11 protein-coding genes and 2 pseudogenes are annotated in these 16,996 nt (G+C 77.9%); 7 read left to right on the forward strand and 6 right to left on the reverse strand.

From position 1 onward, the window contains the following. Positions 1 to 66: 66 nt before the first annotated feature. Positions 67 to 735, forward strand: a complete 669-nt coding sequence (locus ACYQBY_RS03690; RefSeq protein ID WP_459642482.1) for an alpha/beta hydrolase — start codon at positions 67 to 69, stop codon at positions 733 to 735. Positions 736 to 785: 50 nt separating this feature from the next. On the opposite strand, the gene helR is transcribed toward ACYQBY_RS03690, so the two are convergent. The 4 genes and pseudogenes from helR to ACYQBY_RS03710 all read right to left on the reverse strand — a co-directional run. Then, complete coding sequence (gene helR / locus ACYQBY_RS03695) at positions 786 to 2,969, reverse strand: RNA polymerase recycling motor ATPase HelR (RefSeq protein WP_459642483.1); 2,184 nt, start codon at positions 2,967 to 2,969, stop codon at positions 786 to 788. 174 nt (positions 2,970 to 3,143) lie between these two features. Further along, the gene (locus tag ACYQBY_RS03700; protein WP_459642484.1) at positions 3,144 to 4,457 is read right to left on the reverse strand and encodes an FUSC family protein; all 1,314 of its coding nucleotides are present in this window, start codon (positions 4,455 to 4,457) and stop codon (positions 3,144 to 3,146) included. 113 nt (positions 4,458 to 4,570) lie between these two features. Beyond that, entirely contained in the window at positions 4,571 to 5,995 is a 1,425-nt protein-coding gene (locus tag ACYQBY_RS03705) for an ATP-binding protein (RefSeq protein ID WP_459643104.1), read from the reverse strand. 120 nt (positions 5,996 to 6,115) lie between these two features. Beyond that, positions 6,116 to 6,928 (reverse strand): annotated as a pseudogene (locus tag ACYQBY_RS03710) (nucleotidyltransferase family protein); the annotation flags it as partial. A gap of 170 nt (positions 6,929 to 7,098) precedes the next feature. Here ACYQBY_RS03710 and ACYQBY_RS03715 point away from each other — a divergent pair. Next, the gene (locus ACYQBY_RS03715) at positions 7,099 to 8,106 is read left to right on the forward strand and encodes a phosphotransferase enzyme family protein (RefSeq protein WP_459642485.1); all 1,008 of its coding nucleotides are present in this window, start codon (positions 7,099 to 7,101) and stop codon (positions 8,104 to 8,106) included. A gap of 711 nt (positions 8,107 to 8,817) precedes the next feature. Here ACYQBY_RS03715 and ACYQBY_RS03720 read toward each other — a convergent pair. After that, the gene (locus ACYQBY_RS03720; protein ID WP_459642486.1) at positions 8,818 to 9,381 is read right to left on the reverse strand and encodes a hypothetical protein; all 564 of its coding nucleotides are present in this window, start codon (positions 9,379 to 9,381) and stop codon (positions 8,818 to 8,820) included. Positions 9,382 to 9,575: 194 nt separating this feature from the next. Here ACYQBY_RS03720 and ACYQBY_RS03725 point away from each other — a divergent pair, with 194 nt between their 5' ends. Continuing rightward, positions 9,576 to 9,884, forward strand: coding sequence for a hypothetical protein (locus tag ACYQBY_RS03725; RefSeq protein WP_459642487.1), 309 nt, complete (start codon positions 9,576 to 9,578; stop codon positions 9,882 to 9,884). Positions 9,885 to 9,908: 24 nt separating this feature from the next. On the opposite strand, the gene ACYQBY_RS03730 is transcribed toward ACYQBY_RS03725, so the two are convergent. Then, positions 9,909 to 12,884, reverse strand: coding sequence for an AfsR/SARP family transcriptional regulator (locus ACYQBY_RS03730; RefSeq protein ID WP_459642488.1), 2,976 nt, complete (start codon positions 12,882 to 12,884; stop codon positions 9,909 to 9,911). Positions 12,885 to 13,157: 273 nt separating this feature from the next. On the opposite strand from ACYQBY_RS03730, the gene ACYQBY_RS03735 reads away from it, so the two are divergent. The 4 genes and pseudogenes from ACYQBY_RS03735 to ACYQBY_RS03750 form a co-directional block, all read left to right on the forward strand. Beyond that, positions 13,158 to 13,307 (forward strand): hypothetical protein, encoded by a 150-nt coding sequence (locus ACYQBY_RS03735; protein ID WP_459642489.1) that lies wholly within the window; start codon positions 13,158 to 13,160, stop codon positions 13,305 to 13,307. A 137-nt stretch (positions 13,308 to 13,444) separates the two neighbouring features. Continuing rightward, positions 13,445 to 14,476 (forward strand): hypothetical protein, encoded by a 1,032-nt coding sequence (locus tag ACYQBY_RS03740; protein ID WP_459642490.1) that lies wholly within the window; start codon positions 13,445 to 13,447, stop codon positions 14,474 to 14,476. Then, positions 14,436 to 15,521, forward strand: coding sequence for a TIGR04500 family putative peptide maturation system protein (locus ACYQBY_RS03745; protein ID WP_459642491.1), 1,086 nt, complete (start codon positions 14,436 to 14,438; stop codon positions 15,519 to 15,521). The genes ACYQBY_RS03740 and ACYQBY_RS03745 overlap by 41 nt, the downstream gene beginning before the upstream one ends. A 37-nt stretch (positions 15,522 to 15,558) precedes the next feature. Further along, positions 15,559 to 16,794: pseudogene (locus ACYQBY_RS03750) on the forward strand (cysteine peptidase family C39 domain-containing protein); the annotation flags it as partial. Between the last annotated feature and the right edge of the window lie 202 nt (positions 16,795 to 16,996).

The raw sequence follows: 16,996 nt of genomic DNA on the forward strand, positions 1-16,996 counted from the left end.
GGGTGCGGGCGCGCGCGCCTGCGGCATGATCCTGCCGCTGGCCCACGACCGACAGGAGGCCCCTCCGTGAGCACGTTCGTCCTGGTCCCCGGCGCCTGGCACGGCGGCTGGTGGTACGACCCGGTCGTCGCCGGGCTCAGCGCCCGCGGGCACCGGGCCGTCGCGCTGACCCCGGCGGGACTCGGCCCGGACGACGACCTCACGCGCACGGTGGTCACCCTCGACACGCACATCGCGCAGGTCACCGCCGAGGTCGAGCGCCACACCGGTGCCGGACCGGTCGTCCTGGTGGGCCACAGCTACGGCGGCGCCCTCGTCACCGCCGCCGCCGACCGGGTCCCCGGGGCCGTCGCCGCCCTCGTGCACCTGGACTCCGACATCCCGGGGGACGGGCAGTCCCTGTGGGACATCACCCCCCAGCACAACCGGGAGTGGTTCATCGAGGGCGCCGCCGGGAACGGTGTCGGCGTCGCACCCCTGCCGTTCTTCGACGCCCGCGCCCGGCCGCACCCCCTGGCCACCTTCCTGCAGCGCTTCTCCCTCACGGGCGCGTGGCAGGAGGTGCCGGTCAAGCGCTACGCGGCGGCGCTGGAGACCCCGGGAGGGCTGCAGGCCCCGGCCACGATGGCCGCGGTCCGGGACGACCCGCGGTGGGAGTACCAGGAGTGGCCCACCACCCACGACGTCCTGCGCGACGGGCCGGAACGCGTCCTCGCCCTCCTCGGGGACCTCTGAGCGCAAACCCCCGCGCGGTGGGATCCCGCACCCGCCGCCGGGCCCGGGCGTCAGGAGCGGGTGAGCACGACGAGCTGCCTGGTCGCCCGGGTCATCGCGACGTAGCGGTCCACCGCTCCGGGGATCCCCCCGCCGAACGCCTCCGGCCCGACGAGGACGACCAGGTCGAACTCCAGCCCCTTCGTCAGCTCCGGGGGCAGCGAGCGGACGCGGGGCGTCTCGCGGAAACCGGGATCGCCGACGACGCAGACGGTGCCCTCGGCGTGCGCGGCCAGCCACCCCGCCACGATCCGGCCGAGTTCCGCGACGGAGCCGTGGACGACGGGGGCGCCGCTGCGGACGGAGACCGGCACGTCGGCGTCCGGGAGCACCGCCCGGATGACGGGTTCCGCCTCCGCCACCACCTCCCGGGGCGTCCGGTAGTTGACGCCCAGGGTCACCCGGCGCACCCGGCCGAGCCCGACCCGCGCGAGCCGTTCCTCCCACGGCTCCGGGAAACCGCGCCTGGCCTGGGCGCGGTCCCCGGCGACGGTGAGGCTGCGGGAGGGGCAGCGGCGCAGCACCATCCCCCACTCCGCGTCGGTCAGCTCCTGCGCCTCGTCCACGACGACGTGCGCGAACGGTCCCGCCAGCAGGTCCGGGCCGGCGGTGGGCAGCGCCGACCCGTCGACCAGGGCGTCGCGCAGGTCCTGGTGGAGCAGGCTGGTCAGCACGCCCTCGCCGTCGTCGTAGGTGTGGGCCTCGACCAGGTCGTCGAGGACCACGGCCATGCGCTCGCGCTCGGCGGCGAGGGCGGCGTCGCGCCGCTGCCGGCGGCGGAACGCGCCGGGGTCCCCGAGGCGGTGCCGCGCCGCGTCCAGGAACGGCAGGTCCGACACGGTCCACGCCCGCGGGTCCGCGCGCCGCAGCCGGCGGAGGTCCTGCGCGTCCAGCCAGGGGGCGCACCTGCGCAGGTAGGCGGGGACGGACCACAGGTCGCCGACGACGTCGGTCGCCTCGAGCACCGGCCACGCCCGGTCGAAGGCCCCGCGCAGCTCCGCGTCGCGCTGCAGCGACCTGCGCAGCGGGCCGGGCGGGGCGCCGCTGCCGTCGCCGTCCACCAGGACCGTCAGCAGTTCCTCCCACACCGCCTCGCGGGCCTCGTTGTGCGGGGTCCCGGGTTCCGCCGCGCTGAACGCCGCGGCCCACTCCGCGGGGCCCACGCGCACGTCGCACCAGTCGGTGCTGAGCGTCGTCACCCGCGCGGGTGGCTCCTCGTAGAACCGCACGGCGGCCTCGACGGCTCCCACGAGCCGCGCGGACGACTTCAGGCGGGCCACCTCCGGGTCCTCCTCGGCTCCCGCCGAGGCGCCCTCGGGAACCAGGTCGCGCAGGGTGCAGGTCCGCACCCCGTCCTCCCCGAGGCTCGGGAGGACGTCGGCGACGTAGGCCAGGTAGGGCCGGTGCGGACCGATGAACAGCACCCCACCGCGGCGGGGTGCCAGGCGCGGGTCGGAGTGCAGGAGATAGGCGGCGCGGTGCAGGGCGACGACGGTCTTGCCGGTGCCGGGGCCGCCGTCGACGACGAGGGTGCCGCGGGAACCCGCGCGCACGGCGGCGTCCTGGTCGGCCCGGATGGTCCCGAGCACGTCCCGCATCCGGGGCGAGCGACCGGCGGCCAGTTCGGCGAGGAACGCGGACTGGTCGTCCAGCGCGGCACGCCCCGCCGGCCCCCCGAGCCCGCCGGGGGTGAACACCTCGTCCCAGTAGTCGCTCACCCGGCCGCGGGTCCAGCGGTACCTGCGGCGGCTGAGGAGGCCCATCGGTTCCGCGTGGGTGGCGCCGAAGAACGGCGCCGCCGCGGGGGAGCGCCAGTCCAGCAGCAGCCTGCGGCCCGCACCGTCGGTGAGGCCGAGCCGCCCGACGTAGACGGGTGCGGGGCCGTCGGCGGCGACCATCCGCCCGAGGCACAGGTCGAGGCCGAACCGGCGCAGCACGCGCAGCCGGGCGGTCAGCCGGTGGACCTCCAGGTCGCGGTCCAGCGCCTCCTGCCCACCTCCGCCGGGTGCCCGCCGCGCGGCGTCGAGCCGCTCGCCCAGCGCGGCGACGGAACGCCGGAGGTTCTCCGCGACGGCCGCGAGGTGCCGCTCGTCGTCGGCGACCAGCGCCGGATCGGCCTTGGCGGCGAGGTGGGCGGGGAGGTCGAACACCGGGGACGGGTTCTGCCCGGGGGGCGCGGTGGTGAGGGGGTGCACGTCGTCAGCTCCGGTCCGTGGTCGCTCGTGGCGGGTACGTCGGGCCGTCGATCCTGCTGCGCGACAGGGGTCTTGCCGCAAGACCCGGGGTGCGCTATACGTTGGGGACGGCGAGGAGAGCGGTGCTCCCTCGCCGTCGTCATGTCCCGTGCCGCGGTTCCCGCGCAGCCGCGCTCAGCGCCGCAGCCACCGCCGGGCCCACCGGCGCACCGGGCGCCGGGCGCGCCGCCAGGTGCGCACCACGAGGTGGCGCAGCCCGGAACGGTCGCGGGGCAGCATCCGGCGCACGACGGGAACCAGGACCGCCGGGGGAGCGGGATCGCGGGTGCGCCGGAGCTCGCGGCGCTGCCGTGCCCGGTTCTCCAGGTCCAGCGGTTCGAGCACGTGCTCGACCGCCGCGAGGACCGAGCCGCGCAGCAGCCACAGGGAGGTCTCCGCGCGCGGGTCGACGAACATCAGCTCGGTGAGGATCGCGCGCGCCTCGCGGGCGTCCTCCAGGCTCTCCGCGAGGGTGGCCTCCACCTCCGCCTCCCGGCCCGCCGTCTCGGCCTCCACCAGGGCCCCGAACGCCTGCAGGCACGCAGCGACCTCGGTGAGCACCACGGAGAACGCCTCGCGGACCTCGTGGCCGTAGCCGTCGTCCGGCGTGGGGTGCTGCGGGGCCTCCCGCAGGACGAGGGCGAACAGGGTTCGGATGGCGAGCACCGAGCGGTCCAGGGCCTCCAGGCCGGTGCGCAGCGCCGGTTCCACGTCCGCGGTCCCCAGCGCCCGCGCGTTCAGGCGGCGCACGTCCTTGACGGTGCGGACGGTCTCCGCGGCCTGCTCGGCGAGCGCGGCGACCTCCCGCGCCTCCGCCAGCCACGTCGCCGCCTCCGCACGCGTGACCGGCCGCTGCGACATCGAGTCGGCGGCGGCGAGGAGGCACCCGGCCTGCGCGGCGGCGACGTCGCGGACCCCGGTGACCGCCGCCCGCGTCGGCACCGGCGGGGGCAGCAGCAGGTTGAACGCCACCCCCACCCCGGCACCGATGAGGGTCGTCACGACCCGCGTCTCCGCGGCGATCCCCTGACCACCCACCGCCAGGACCAGCATGGCGCTGATCGGGGTCTCCAGGGCCTGCTCGCCCAGGCGCAGCACGGCGGCCAGCAGCAGTGACGCCGCGACCGCCAGGGCCAGGCTCCACCAGGTCAGGCCCACCCAGGAGGACAGCACGACGGCGATGAGGACGCCGGTGAGGACGGCGCCGACGCGGACGAGGCCCATCCGCACGGTGGAGTACGCGGACGCCTGGATGACCAGCAGCGCCGTGAGCGCACCGGTCAGGTCCACCGGCCCGTCGGTGAGCCACAGCGTCAGCAGGTAGGCCGTGACGCTCGCCGAGGTCAGGCGGGCCGTGGTGGCCGCGGTCGGCAGCACCCGCGGCACGAGCCCTCGCCAGGTGGCGGGCGTGCGCAGGCGCTGCAGGGCGGAGCGGTGGGGAGGTGTCACCCGTCCTCCCGCCCCGGGGCGGCGGCCGGCGCGGTCGTGCGCGGTGGTCCCCCCGGTACCCGACGATCCCACCGCGGCCGCCGCAGCGCGAGGAGGAGGTTGCCGCTGTGGGATCAGGAACCCGCGTGCGCCTCGTCCGTGCCGCCGGTCACCGGCTCGATCCACGCCAGGTACAGCGAGCGCCCCGCCGGGGCCGGCCGGCGCTCGATCACGAACGAGCACGGCACCTCGGAGCCGTCCGCGTGCAGCACCGGCAGCGTCAGCGGGACACCGAGCACGTGCGCCTCGCCGGTGCTCAGGTGCCGGGAGAAACCCGCCACGTGGGCCTCGCGCAGGGCAGGGGGGATGAGGGCGACCAGGCGGCGGCCCGTGAGGTCCTCCACCGTCCAGCCCAGCGCCGCCGCCAGGGGTGCGCTGACGGCGAGGATGCGGTTGCCCTCGTCGGCGGCGACGACCCCGCGCCCGCTCGCCAGGGCCTCCGCCAGCGCCGGGGCCAGCTCGGCGTCCGTGGCGTGCTCACGTGCCGCGGCCCGCTCGAAGCGCGGCTGCGCCGCACCCGCCCACGGCCGCGGGGCGACCCCGGCGAGCTGGCTCTGCACCTGCTCGCACAGCCAGTCCCGCACCGCGACGACCTCCGGCTGGCCGGGGAAGGCGAGCAGCTCCCCGGCGGCGGCGAGGCGCTCGGCGGTGTCCAGGGCGTCCTGCAGCACCGCCGCCGCCTTGCCCACCTCCGCGCCCAGGAGCAGCACCAGCTCCAGGGAGCGCGGCACGCCCGGCAGCGCGCCCGGGTGCCCAGCCGGCAGCGGGGAGGTCGTGGTCCCCTCGCGCTGCGCCCGCTCCACGGCGGCGACGACCGGGTCGGAGAACGCCTGCCGGGCCCGGTCCGCGGTGGCCAGGTCGACGGCGGTGCCGGGGTGCCGCGCCGCGTAGAGCGCGAGCTCGCGCAGCAGCGCGTCGTGGTGCTGGCGGGCCGCGAGCCACAGGGACGCGGGGATCTCCGACAGGCGCACCTCGTGCAGCTCCGAGGGCCCACCTGCGCCCGCCGTGCCCGCGTCCCCGGCGAGCTCGTCGAGGTCCCACTCCCCGCCGAACGAGGCCAGCAGCTCGTCCTCGGAGGGTTCGGCACCGGGCAGCTCGAACCACACGACCTTGCCGTCGGGCAGGGGCGTCACACCGCACCCGGAGGTCAGGGCCGCCACCAGCGACATCCCGCGGCCGGTGGTGGCCTGGGCGCCGTACGCGCGCTGCTGCGGCAGGACGGTGCTGTAGTCGCGGACCTCCACGCGGGCCCGGTCCGGCCACGTGGTGACCGTCACCTCCACGTCGGTGTGGGCGTGCAGGGCGGCGTTGGTGACCAGCTCGCTGACGGCGAGCTCCGCGGCGTCGGCCCAGTCCTCACGTCCCGCGGCGGTCAGCGCCTCGCGCACGGTGCGCCGCGCGCGCCCGGCCGCGGTGGTGACGCCCTCCAGGCGCAGGTGCCGGCGGATGCCCTCCGCGGGCGCGTCGCCGGCCGCCACGGGCAGCGTGGTGCTGGTCATCCTGCGGCCCTCCTGTCGGCACGCGTGCGGAGCCGACCCCGTGCCGGCCCTCCCAGCCAGGATCGGTTGAGAGGACAAGGACCTTGAGGGCGGGGGAGGGACCGGCGGGCGGGCGCCCCGGCACGCCGCCGTCGTCTCGGCGACCAGCGCCGCGGCCGCGTCCACGGCGGCCCCCAGGGAGACCGCGTCCGTCCCCGGCCGCGCCAGGACGGCGTGCGCCCGCTCCGCGAACCCCTCCGGCGCGCCGGGCAGGCGGCCGGCGGTGGCGACCGCGCCCTTCTCGTTGACCACCCAGCGGCCCGCGGACGCACAGACCGCGTGCGCGCACAGCAGGACCGCGCGGAACAGGCAGCCCGCGACGTACGCGGTGTCCGCCCGGGGGACCGCCTTGCGGGCGCCGTCCACGGAGAACGACGCCTCCCACAGCGCGTCCACCACGGCTTCGCGCAGGCGCGGCGGGTAGCCGCTGGTCGCCCGCCGCAGCGCGGTCAGCTCCCCGGAGGGGTCGGCCAGCACCACCCCGAGCGCGACCTCCCCGGCGTAGGCGAAGTCCGGCACGCCCAGGGGGTGCCCGGCCTGGGTGTGGAACGCGAACCGTCCCTCCTGCGCGTCCCGCCAGCACCGGTGGACGCGGTCGAGGTCCCGGTAGACCCAGTCCACGGCGGTGCCGTCCACCCGCAGCCACGCGCCGCCGTCGACCCACGGGCCCCACCCGCCGGGGAGGGTGACCCGCGCCTCCCCGCCCGCGACCTGCCGCGCCAGGTCCCCGAGCGCGCCGACGTCCAGCGGGGGGCGGTAGTACAGGCCCAGGTCGACGTCGGAGTCCGGCGTGTGGTCACCGCGCGCCCTGCTGCCGCCGAGGAGCACCGCCCGCACACCGCCGACGGCGCACAGCCGCCCGGCCAGGTCCCGCAGACGTCCCTCGTCCAGCACCCTCCCATCCTGCGGCACGCCGCCCGGATCCGGCGGTCGGCGCCGGACGGTCCCCGCTCCGCGGAGGCCGTCGCCGGTGCCTGCGCCGCCCGGGACGGACGACGCGGTGCTCGCCGTCCGGCGCGGAAAACCGGTGGGCGGCGGTGCCCGGCTCCGCGAGACTCCGCGCGATGCTGCCGCTCGCCGAGATCCACCGCCTCGCCCGCACCGTCGACGACGACTGGCGCTCCCCGGTCGCGGACGCCGCCGCCGCGGCCTGGGGCCACCCGGCCGGGACCGCCCGCTGGTGGCGCTCCAGCGCCGGGCACGTCTTCGTGCTCCCCGAGCGGGAGGGCCGCCCGCGCGCCTACCTGCGCCTGCGACCGGCGGAGCGGGTGGGCGCGGGCCGGGTCCACGCCGTCGCCGCGCTCACCCGGGGTCTGCACGGGCGCGGGGTCCCCGTCGCGCCCCCTCTCCCCTCGCGGGGAGGCAACCTCGTGGAGACCGTCGCCACGGACCTCGGCGTCGTGCACGTGACCTGTGTCGAGGCCGCGCCCGGCGAGCAGCTCGACGCCGGCGGGATCTCCCCCGCGCAGGCGCACGCCTGGGGTGCCGCCCTGGCCACCGTGCACCGGGAGGCGGCCGGCGTCGTGGTGGAGCTGCCCCGGGCGCTCGCCGCGGAGCTGCCGCACGCCGGGGACCGGCTGCCCGCGGCGGTGACGTCGCTGCGCACGGACCCGCCCGCCGCGGCCGCCGCCCGCGAGGTGGCCGCCGCCCTCGCCGCCCTCCCGCGCGATCCCGGCCGCTACGGCGTGGTCCACGGCGACTTCGAGCCGGACAACCTGGCCTGGGTCGGCGACAGCCCCACCTCCTTCGACTACGACGAGGCGGCGCTGTCCTGGTACGTCGCGGACGTCGCGCACGCCGCCCGCGACCTCGTCTCCCGCGCGCAGCCCACGGCGGAGCACCGCGAGCGCTACGACGCCCTCCTGGCCGGGTACCTTTCCGTGCGGCCGGAGGCCGCACGGCACCTCGCGACCCTGCCGCTGTTCGCGCGGGCCCACGCCGCGGTGGGCCTCGCGCAGCTCCGCGACCTCCTGGCCGCGGCGGCGCCCCCGGAGCCGGACGTGCTCCCGGAACTGCGCTCCGACCTCACCGCCCTCGCCCGGCACCACCGCGAGCAGCTCCTCGCCCCCTGAGCGGAGGCCGGCCCTGGCCGGCGGGCCGGCCGGGGAGCATGCTGCGGGCAGCGCCGACGCCCGCAGGAGGACCACCGTGGACTTCTTCCCCGAACCGCCCGAGCCCTCCCGCGAGGAGCCCGAGGAACCGCCGCAGCCGGCGTGGCACGGGCCACCGGAGGACGTCCTGCCCGGGGTCGTCCCCGTCGAGCTCGTCCTCGGTCGCTCCGGCAGCGCCGTGGTGCTCCTCACCGGGATGCGCGCGTTCCCGACGGGCCTGGCCATGACCCTGGGGGTGCGGGTGCGCGGCCCGGTCGCGCGCGGCGACCTGCACGCCGAGGTGTTCGACGGGCCGTACGGGCACGCGGCGGACGCGGCGTGGCGGGCGGGGCGGCTGAAGTGGGGTTTCGAGCTCGCCGACGGCCGGCGGGTGACCAACGTCGACCCGAGCCCGTGGGAGGAGCACCCGGACCGCGAGCACTCCCGGCCGCACGGCCCCGAGGACCTGCTGTGGCAGCCCGACCACCCCGTGCTCACCGGTGGCGGCGGAGGAGGCGGCCCGCGCTCGGTGGACTGCGACCAGTGGCTCTGGCCGCTGCCGCCGCCCGGGCGGCTGCGGGTGGTCTGCCAGTGGCCGGACCAGGGATCGACACCACGGTGCACGACCTGGACGCCGGGCCCCTCCTCGCCGCCGCCGCCCGCGCACGCCCGGTCTGGGAGGGCTGAGACCGCTCACCGCGGTGTCAGCGCCGCCCCGGCCGCGTGCCCGGCGAGGAGCTTGGCGAAGAACACCGGCCCGAACCACGGCGCGCTGCGGGAACGCCCCAGCGACGCGTCCAGCGCCACCCCCGCGGCGGTCGCGGCGACCCCCGCGACCCGGCGCGCACGCCCGGTGCAGGCCCGCACCGCCAGCGTCGCGCCCTGCAGGTAGGCGTACCGCAGGGCGGCGGCGCGCCACGCACCGGGGACGCCCGCGCGGGCGTCGAGAGCCGCGACGGCGAACGGGTGCAGGTGCGCCAGGGAGAACACCAGGTGCTCGCGCGTCCCCTGGCCCGGCCGCTCGTACCAGCGGGCGCACGCCGCGGTGTTGTTGCACCACGCGCCGCCCCACAGGTCCAGCGCCAGGACGGACAGGACGGCCGCCGCGCCCCGGCCCGGCCGCCCGCGCGCGAGGCGGGGTGCGAGCACGGCACCCGCCGCGGCGCTCGCCAGCGTCCCCGCGGTCTCCGCCGCGCCCGCGCCCGGCCCGGTGAACTCGTCCCAGTGCCGCAGCATCCCGTCACGAGGTTCCACCACGGACGGCACGCTACCCACGGCCCCGTGTTTCGGGGAGGTTCCGTCCGCCGAACGTCCCGGCAACCGGACGCGGCCCCCCGGGAAGATCGGGTTTCGGTCCGCGCACGGTCCTGGCCGGGGGGCGCCCGGGCGTGGTCCGGTGGGAGGGCGCCGCTCCCGGCGTTCCGCAGACCGTCGCGCTCCCGGAGGTCCCCGTGCCCGAGTTCACCGCCACCGACCTCGACGTCCTGGCGCACGTCGCCGCCTGGTACCGCGACCACCGCGGCGCCCTCGGCGCGCAGGCGGTGTCCGACGCGACCGGCATCCCGTGCTCGCAGGTGTCGGCCAGCGCCGCGGTCCTGGCGGCGGCAGGCCGGGTCCGCACCTACAGCCCGCCCGGTCCCCAGGGGGCAGGGCGGGAGGTCGTCTTCGTCGGGCTGATGTCCGCCGAACCACGCGTGGTGGACCTCACCGCCCTGGCCTCCTGGGGCCCGCGCGCACGTCGGGTCACGGCGCGGGCCTGAGCGGGCGCAGGCGGACCCCCGCCCTCAGGGGCGCTCGCCGTGCGACTGCGACAGCGCGCCGCGGGCGCCCGCGGCCACCCACGCCGCGAGGTCGCCGGCGCTCGCGCCCCGGCCGCGCTCGGCGGCGGCCGCGTACTCGGCGGCAGGCAGGTCCGCCATGAGCGCGTCGGCGTACCCCGCGAGCTCCGGGTCCATCAGCTCGGGCACGAAACCGATGCGCCCGCCCTGCCACGCGACCGCGCCCGCCAGCTCGGCCGCCGTGTGCGGGTGGCCGCGCAGGTGCTCCACGCGGCTGAGCGTCGCCAGGCCCACCAGCCAGGACGTCGTCTCGCCCGTGGCGTGGCTGCGCTCCAGCGTCGCGAGCACCGCGGTGCGCGCGGCGTCGAGGCGGCCCCGGCCGATCTCCACCTTGCTGCGGATCCACTGCGCGGAGATCTCCGCCCACGTGTAGCCGCACCGCCGCGCCAGCGCGCAGGCCTGTTCGCAACGGGCCACCGCCTCGTCCGCGTTCCCGTCCTGGCGCTCCACCTCGCCGAGCACCATCGCGACCTCCGCCAGGGCCGGGGGTGAGCCCACGGCGGTCGCCAGCCGCAGCGCCTCCTCGACGTGGGCCCGGGCCTGCGCCACCTGCCCGGAGCGGGCCTCGAAGTAGGCCACCGTCGACAGCACGTTCGCCAGGACACCCGGGCGGCCGCTGGCCGATGCGTGCACGGCGGCCTGGCCCAGCGCGTCCCGCACCCGCGCCAGATCGCCCAGGAGGTAGCCGAGCAGCGCGACGCCCATGTGCGCCACCGCGCGCGTGGCGTGGTCCGCCTCGGCCGTCTCGTCGCCGTCCGTGGCCTCCAGCGCCGGCAGCAACCGGCTCAGGCCCTCCCCGACGAGCCCCTCGCGGTACCAGAACCAGTAGAAACCCGCGCAGATGCGCAGCACCGTCCACGGGTCGGCCGCATCCAGGGCGGCGCGGATGTTGCCCGCCTCCTCGTGCAGCCGTCGCGTCGCGGCGCTGCCGAGGTGGCCGCGCAGGGCGGCGTCGGAGGTGTCCGCGAGGGAGACCACCCACTCCAGGTGGCGACGGGTCCACCGCTCGCGCTGACCGGGGTCGGCGTGCTGGGCGGCATACTGCCGCAACGTCTCCAGCATCCGGTAGCGGCACGGGTCACCGCCGGCGACGACGACGAGGGACTTCGACACGAGCCGGGTGAGGACGTGCACGACGTCGCGCCGGCCGGTCACGGCCACCGCGGCGTCCAGGACGAAACCCCCCTCGAACACCGAGAGCGCGTCGAACACCTCCCGCTCCTCGGCGGACAGCCGCCGGCAGGACCAGTCCACGGCGGCGAGCAGCGTGGCGTGGCGCGAGTTCGTGCGGCGGCCGCCGTTCAGCAGGGCGAACCTGTCGTCCAGCATCTCGTGGATCTGCCGTGCCGACAGGGCCCGCATCTGGCCCGCGGCCAGCTCGATCGCGAGGGGCATCCCGTCGAGGTCGGCGCACAGCCGGGCGACCAGCGCGGCGTCCTCCTGCACCCCGCGCCCGGCCGCCGAGGCCGCGCGCTCCAGGAACAGCTGCACGGCCTCGCCGCCCGGCCCGCCGGACAGCGGCGGCACCTCGTAGCAGCGCTCGCCCTCCGCCCGCAGGGGCTCGCGGCTGGTCGCCAGGACCCGCAGCCCGGGGCACCTGCCGAGCAGCCCCTCCACCAGCGCGGCCACCTCGTCGAGGAGGTGCTCGCAGTTGTCCAGGACCAGCAGCGTCCGGCGGGCGCGCAGCGCGGCGACCAGGCCGGAGGTGCCCGTGCCGGGGGCCAGCGCCATCGTGGTCGCGACGGCCTCCGCGAGCCGCTCCCCGCTGCGCACCCCGGACAGCTCCACCCACCAGGGCCCGTCCTCGCCGGCGCGGCAGCGGGCGACCTCCTGGGCCAGGCGGGTCTTGCCCATGCCGCCCATACCCGTCAGGGTGACCAGCCGGTGCGCGCGCAGGAGCGCGGCCACGTCGTCCACCTGCTCCTGCCGGCCCACGAGGGAGGACGACGGGACCGGGACGTTGCAGGCGGGCGGAGCCGCCGGGATGGCCTGCGCCGCAGCGGTTCCCGGGGTCGGGACAGGTCCCGCGGCCGCAACGGGCCCCGGGGTCGCCACGGGTTCCGGGGCCGCGGGAGGGGTGTCCGGGGTCGCCGCGCGCCGGGCCGCCGCGCCGGCAGCCGGCCGGTCCGCGGGGACCGCCCGGGGCCGGGGCAGCAGGGCCGGGTCCTGCGTGAGGATCGCCCCGTGCAGGGCGGCCAGCGCGGGCCCCGGGTCCGCGCCCAGCTCCTCGGCGAGCACCTCCCGCACGGTGCGCAGCGACTCCAGCGCCTCCGCCTGGCGGCCCTGCCGGTACAGCGCGAGCGCCAGCAGCTCCCACGCCCGCTCCCGCAGCGGGTGGACGGCGGTGAACGCCTGCAGGGCGGCGACCGCGCTGCCGTCACCGAGCTCGACCCGCGCGCCGAGGTGCTGCTCGGTGACCGTCGCACGCAGCTCGTCCAGCCGGGACGCCTCGGCGACGGCGAAGTCCCGCTCGGCGCAGTCGGCGTACGCCCGGCCCCGCCACAGCTCCAGCGCGCGGCCCAGCAGGTCCGCGGCCCCCTCCGCGTCGCGGGCGGCCAGGGCGGCGGCACCCCGGCGGGCCAGGTCGGCGAACCGGTCGGCGTCCACCGCGCCGGCGGGCAGGCGCAGCGCGTAGCTGCCGGGCAGGCGCACCAGCACCTCCTCGCGGGCGGCCCGCGCGGGGGTCAGGGCGGAGCGCAGCCTGGAGACGTGCGCGTGCAGGGTGGTCGCCGCAGAAGCCGGCTGCGACGCGCCCCAGACGTCCTCCAGCAGCGTGTCCACCGCCACCGCCTGCCCGCCGGCGACGAGCAGGCGGCTCAGCAGCGCCCGCGGGACGGGGCCGCCCACGGGCCGTTCCACGCCGTCCACGCACACCAGCAGCGGCCCCAGCACGCTGATCCGCACGGATCTGTCCCCACCCATCGCCACTCCTCGCCCGCGGCGGGACCGGGACCGGGACCCGATCCGGTCCGTGCCTGCAGCAACCGCATCCTGCCAGCGCCACCCCGCCGCGCGCCGGGATTCCGCGGAGCAGGCCCGAACCCGCCGCAAGGGACCCGCAAGCGACCGGCAAGGGAACTGCAAGCCCTGCCCGCGATGGTCCTCCCACGCCGCAGGACAGCGGCGGCGGGACGGGGGGGACCGGCCGGCGGCCGGACGACCGTCCCGCACGACACAGGGGAAGAGGAAGACACCGTGAAGATCACCATCGAGAACCTGCCCGTCGACGCGATCGACCTGGCCGACGCCGAGCTCGACCTGCTGGGCGGCATCCGCGCCGAGATGAAGCCGGGCAGCGGCTACGTCTGCACCGCGTCGCAGGCCGGCGACTGCTGGATGTCCTGAGCCCGCAGTCCCGCACCGCGGCCGCCGCGTCCACACCCGGGGGGGAACAGGACGCGGCGGCACGGGCGGGAGGCGACGGGACGGGGCCCGCGACGCGGGCCCCGTCCCGTCCGGCGGGCCCGACGGAGGGAGCCGACGTGCACCTGCTCATCATCAGCTCCGCGCGCGACGACTCGGTGCGCACGCTCGTGCCGAAGCTGCACGAGCGGGGAGTTCCGTTCACGTGGTGGGACGAGGCCGACTACCCGGCCACGAGCACCCTCACCACCCGCTTCACGGGCGGGCGCCACCGGCAGGTCCTCCGCGGCGACGGGTGGTCCCTGGACCTGGGGACGGTCACGACGGTCTGGCACCGCCGGCCCGGGCGCCCGAGCAGCCCCGGCGTGGCCGACGCCGGCCAGCGCGCGTACGCGGAGTTCGTCGCCCAGCGCGTCCTGGAGGGCGCGTACGACCTCATGACCGGTGCGCGCTGGATGCCGGCACCGCCCCAGCACGCCCGCCGCGTGGACAACAAGCTGCTGCACCTGCGCACGGCGGCGGACCTCGGCCTGCGCATCCCCGAGACGCTCGTCGGCAACGACCCCGAGGCCCTCGTGGAGCTCTGGGGCGAGTTCCCCGGCGGCTGCATCACCAAGAACCCCGAGGTGCACCCGTTCGAGGTCGAGGGGGAGGCGCGGCACAGCTACACCACGCGCGTGCACCGGCGGCACCTCGCCGGGCGGCACCGGCTGCGGCACGCCCCGGTCATCGCCCAGCCGAACCTCGTCAAGGCCTACGAGGTCCGGGCCACCGTCGTGGGGGAGCGCGTGCTCGGCGCCCGGATCGACTCCCAGGGTTCCCGCCTCACCGCCCAGGACTGGCGCCACTACGACGACCACGGCGTGCGCTACGAGCCGCTGGAGCTGCCCGCCGACGTCGCCGCGCGGGTCGTGGCCCTCGTGCGGGCCCTCGGCCTCACCTTCGCCACCGTCGACCTCGTCGCCGACGGGGCCGGGGGCTTCACCTTCCTGGACCTGAACGTCAACGGGCAGTGGGCGTTCGTCGAGATGCTCTGCGGCCTGCCCATCGGCGACGCCATCGCGGACTGGCTCGCCCTCGACCCCGCGTCACGCACCCCGGAGGAGACCGATGAGCACCACCGTCCACGCCCCTGCGCCGTCCCCGCCTGACGCGGCGGGGTTCCCGGACGACCTCGCCGCGGCGGTGGCGCTGCTGCGGGCCCTGCCCACCGCCCGCAGGCGCGTCGAGGAGGCCCGGCGGCAGGTGCGCGCGTGGGCGCGGCAGCGCCCCCACCTGCGCGCCCAGCTCGTCGTCGACGCCGAGCCCGGCACCACCGAGGTCGGGTACGACCTGCTGCTGGAGCACCCCGGCGGGGGCACCGTCGCGCTGTCGGCGCAGGTCGAGGACGGCGTGCCGTGGACGGTCGACCACTCCACCCACTGGGCCGCCGGGCAGGTGCTCACCGTCGACGGCGCGGGGCTCTCCGTCGCCACCGCCCTCTACGCGCTGCGCTCCACCGGCGCCCGCGACCCGCGCCTGCTGGAGCAGCTCGTCGACCACCGCATCCTGCTCGACGAGGTCGCCGCCGACGAGGTCCCCGTCACGCCGGAGGAGCTGCAGCACGCGGCCGACGAGTTCCGCCGGCGCCGGGGCCTGCACAGCCGGGAGCGGTTCCTCGCCTGGACCCGGGAGATGGGCCTGGACGACGCCGCCCTCCAGGACCACCTGGAGGTGCAGGCGCGGACCGCCCGCCTGCGCGCCCGCTTCGCGGGGGAGCCCGCGCGCCGTTACCTCGCCGAGCACCCCGGGGAGTTCCGCAGCGCCCACGTCGTCGTCGTCACGGGCCACGACGGCGCGGCCCTGCGCGAGCTGGCGCGGCTGCCCGCCGCGGACCTGCCGGGCGCCGCGCTGGAGCGGCAGCGGGGCGGCGCCGCGCTCGGCGTCAGCAGCCGGTGGGTCCCGCTCGCCGAGCTTCCCGAACCCCTCGACCCCCCGGTCGCCGGTCTGGTCGTCGGTCCCGTCGGCATCGACGGGGAGCCCGCGGTCGCGGCGGTCACCGCCCTCACCGAGCCCCTCGCCGACCCCCTCGCCGACCTGGACCGGCTCCCCGCCCCGGAGGCCGGGCGCCTGCTCGCCGCCGCCGCGGACGCCGCCCACCGCGCCTGGCTCGCCTCCCGCCGCGCCGCCGCGGACGTGCGCTGGCACTGGCTGTGAGGACCGCGCCGTGAGGTTCCCGCTGCGGCACCCCCGCGTGCCCGTCGAGCTCCAGGTCACCCAGACCGACTGCGGCGCAGCGTGCCTGGCGATGCTGCTGAGCGCCCTGGGGCGGCGCACCCGGGCCGCGGAGATGCGGGCGGCGCTGCCGCCCTCGGTGGACGGCGTGAGCCTGCGCGACCTCGTCACGACCGCCGCCGGGTTCGGCCTGCCGCTGCGGGCGGTGCGGCTGCCCGCCGCCTCCCTCGCCGGCAGGAGGACCCCCGCCATCGCGTGGTGGCGGGGCAACCACTACGTGGTCGTCGAGCGCGCGGACGCCGCGCACGTCCACGTCGTGGACCCCGCCGAGGGCCGCCGCCGCCTCACCGCCGGGGAGTTCGCCGCGGGCTACTCCGGTGTCCTCCTCCTCCTCGCCGCGCCCCCGGACCTCGCCCCCGCCGCGCGGACGCCCTCGTCCTGGCAGCTCGTCCGGCCCCTCGTGCTGGACTCCCTGCGCCGGCCCCGCCTGCTCGCCGCGGTGCTCGTGGCCTCGCTCCTGGCCCAGCTCGTCGGCCTCGGCGTGCCCCTGCTCACCCGCGCCGTGGTGTCCGCGCCCCTGGAGGTGGACCTGCGGGGCCTGGGGGTGGCGGCGGTCCTCACCGCGGTGTTCGGTGCCGCCGTGTCCTGGGTGCGCTCGGCGGCGCTCGTGCGGTTGCAGACGCTGGCCGCGGGACGCGTCGTCGGTTCGCTGGTGGAGCGGACGCTGTCCCTGCCGTACGCCTTCTTCCAGCGCCGCCCCAGCGGTGACCTGCTGGCACGGCTCAGCGGGGTCGCGATGCTGCGCGAGCTGGTGACCGAGCGCTCGGCGGGTTTCGCCTTCGACCTCGTCACCGGGCTGTCGTACCTCGTGCTGCTCGCGCTCGCCTCCCCGCCCGTCGCGCTGGCGACCCTGCTGGCGGGCCTGCTGCAGGGCGCGGTGGTCGTGTTCACGGCGCGGCGGGGCCTCGCGCTGTCCCTCGCCGCGACCCAGGCCGGGGCCGCGGGCGGCTCCGCCCTCGTGGAGACCCTCACGGGCATCGAGGGCGTGAAGTCCACCGGCGGGGAGGACCTGGCCCTGCGCCGCTGGCGTGCCCGGCACCGCACCGAGCTGGCCCTGACCGCGCAGCGCGACCGGCACGTCGCCGCCGTGCAGGCCGTGACCGACGCGGTGCGGCTGCTGCTGTCGGCGGGGCTGCTGCTCGTGGTGGCCGCGCAGGTCCGCGACGGTGGACGGCTGGCGGACCTGCTCGCCCTCACCGCCCTCGCCGGTGCCGCCGTGGCGCCGCTGTCGTCCCTGCTCGGGATCGTCCACCAGGTGCACGCCGCCGCGGCGTACCTGGACCGCGTCGCCGACATCTGGTCCGCCGAACCGGAGCGGCGCGGGGCCGTACCCTCCCGGCCGCTGCGCGGGGCGGTGGAGCTGGTGGGTGTGAGCGCGGGCTACGACCCCCGCCGCC

This window comes from Kineococcus anabasis (assembly GCF_054590795.1).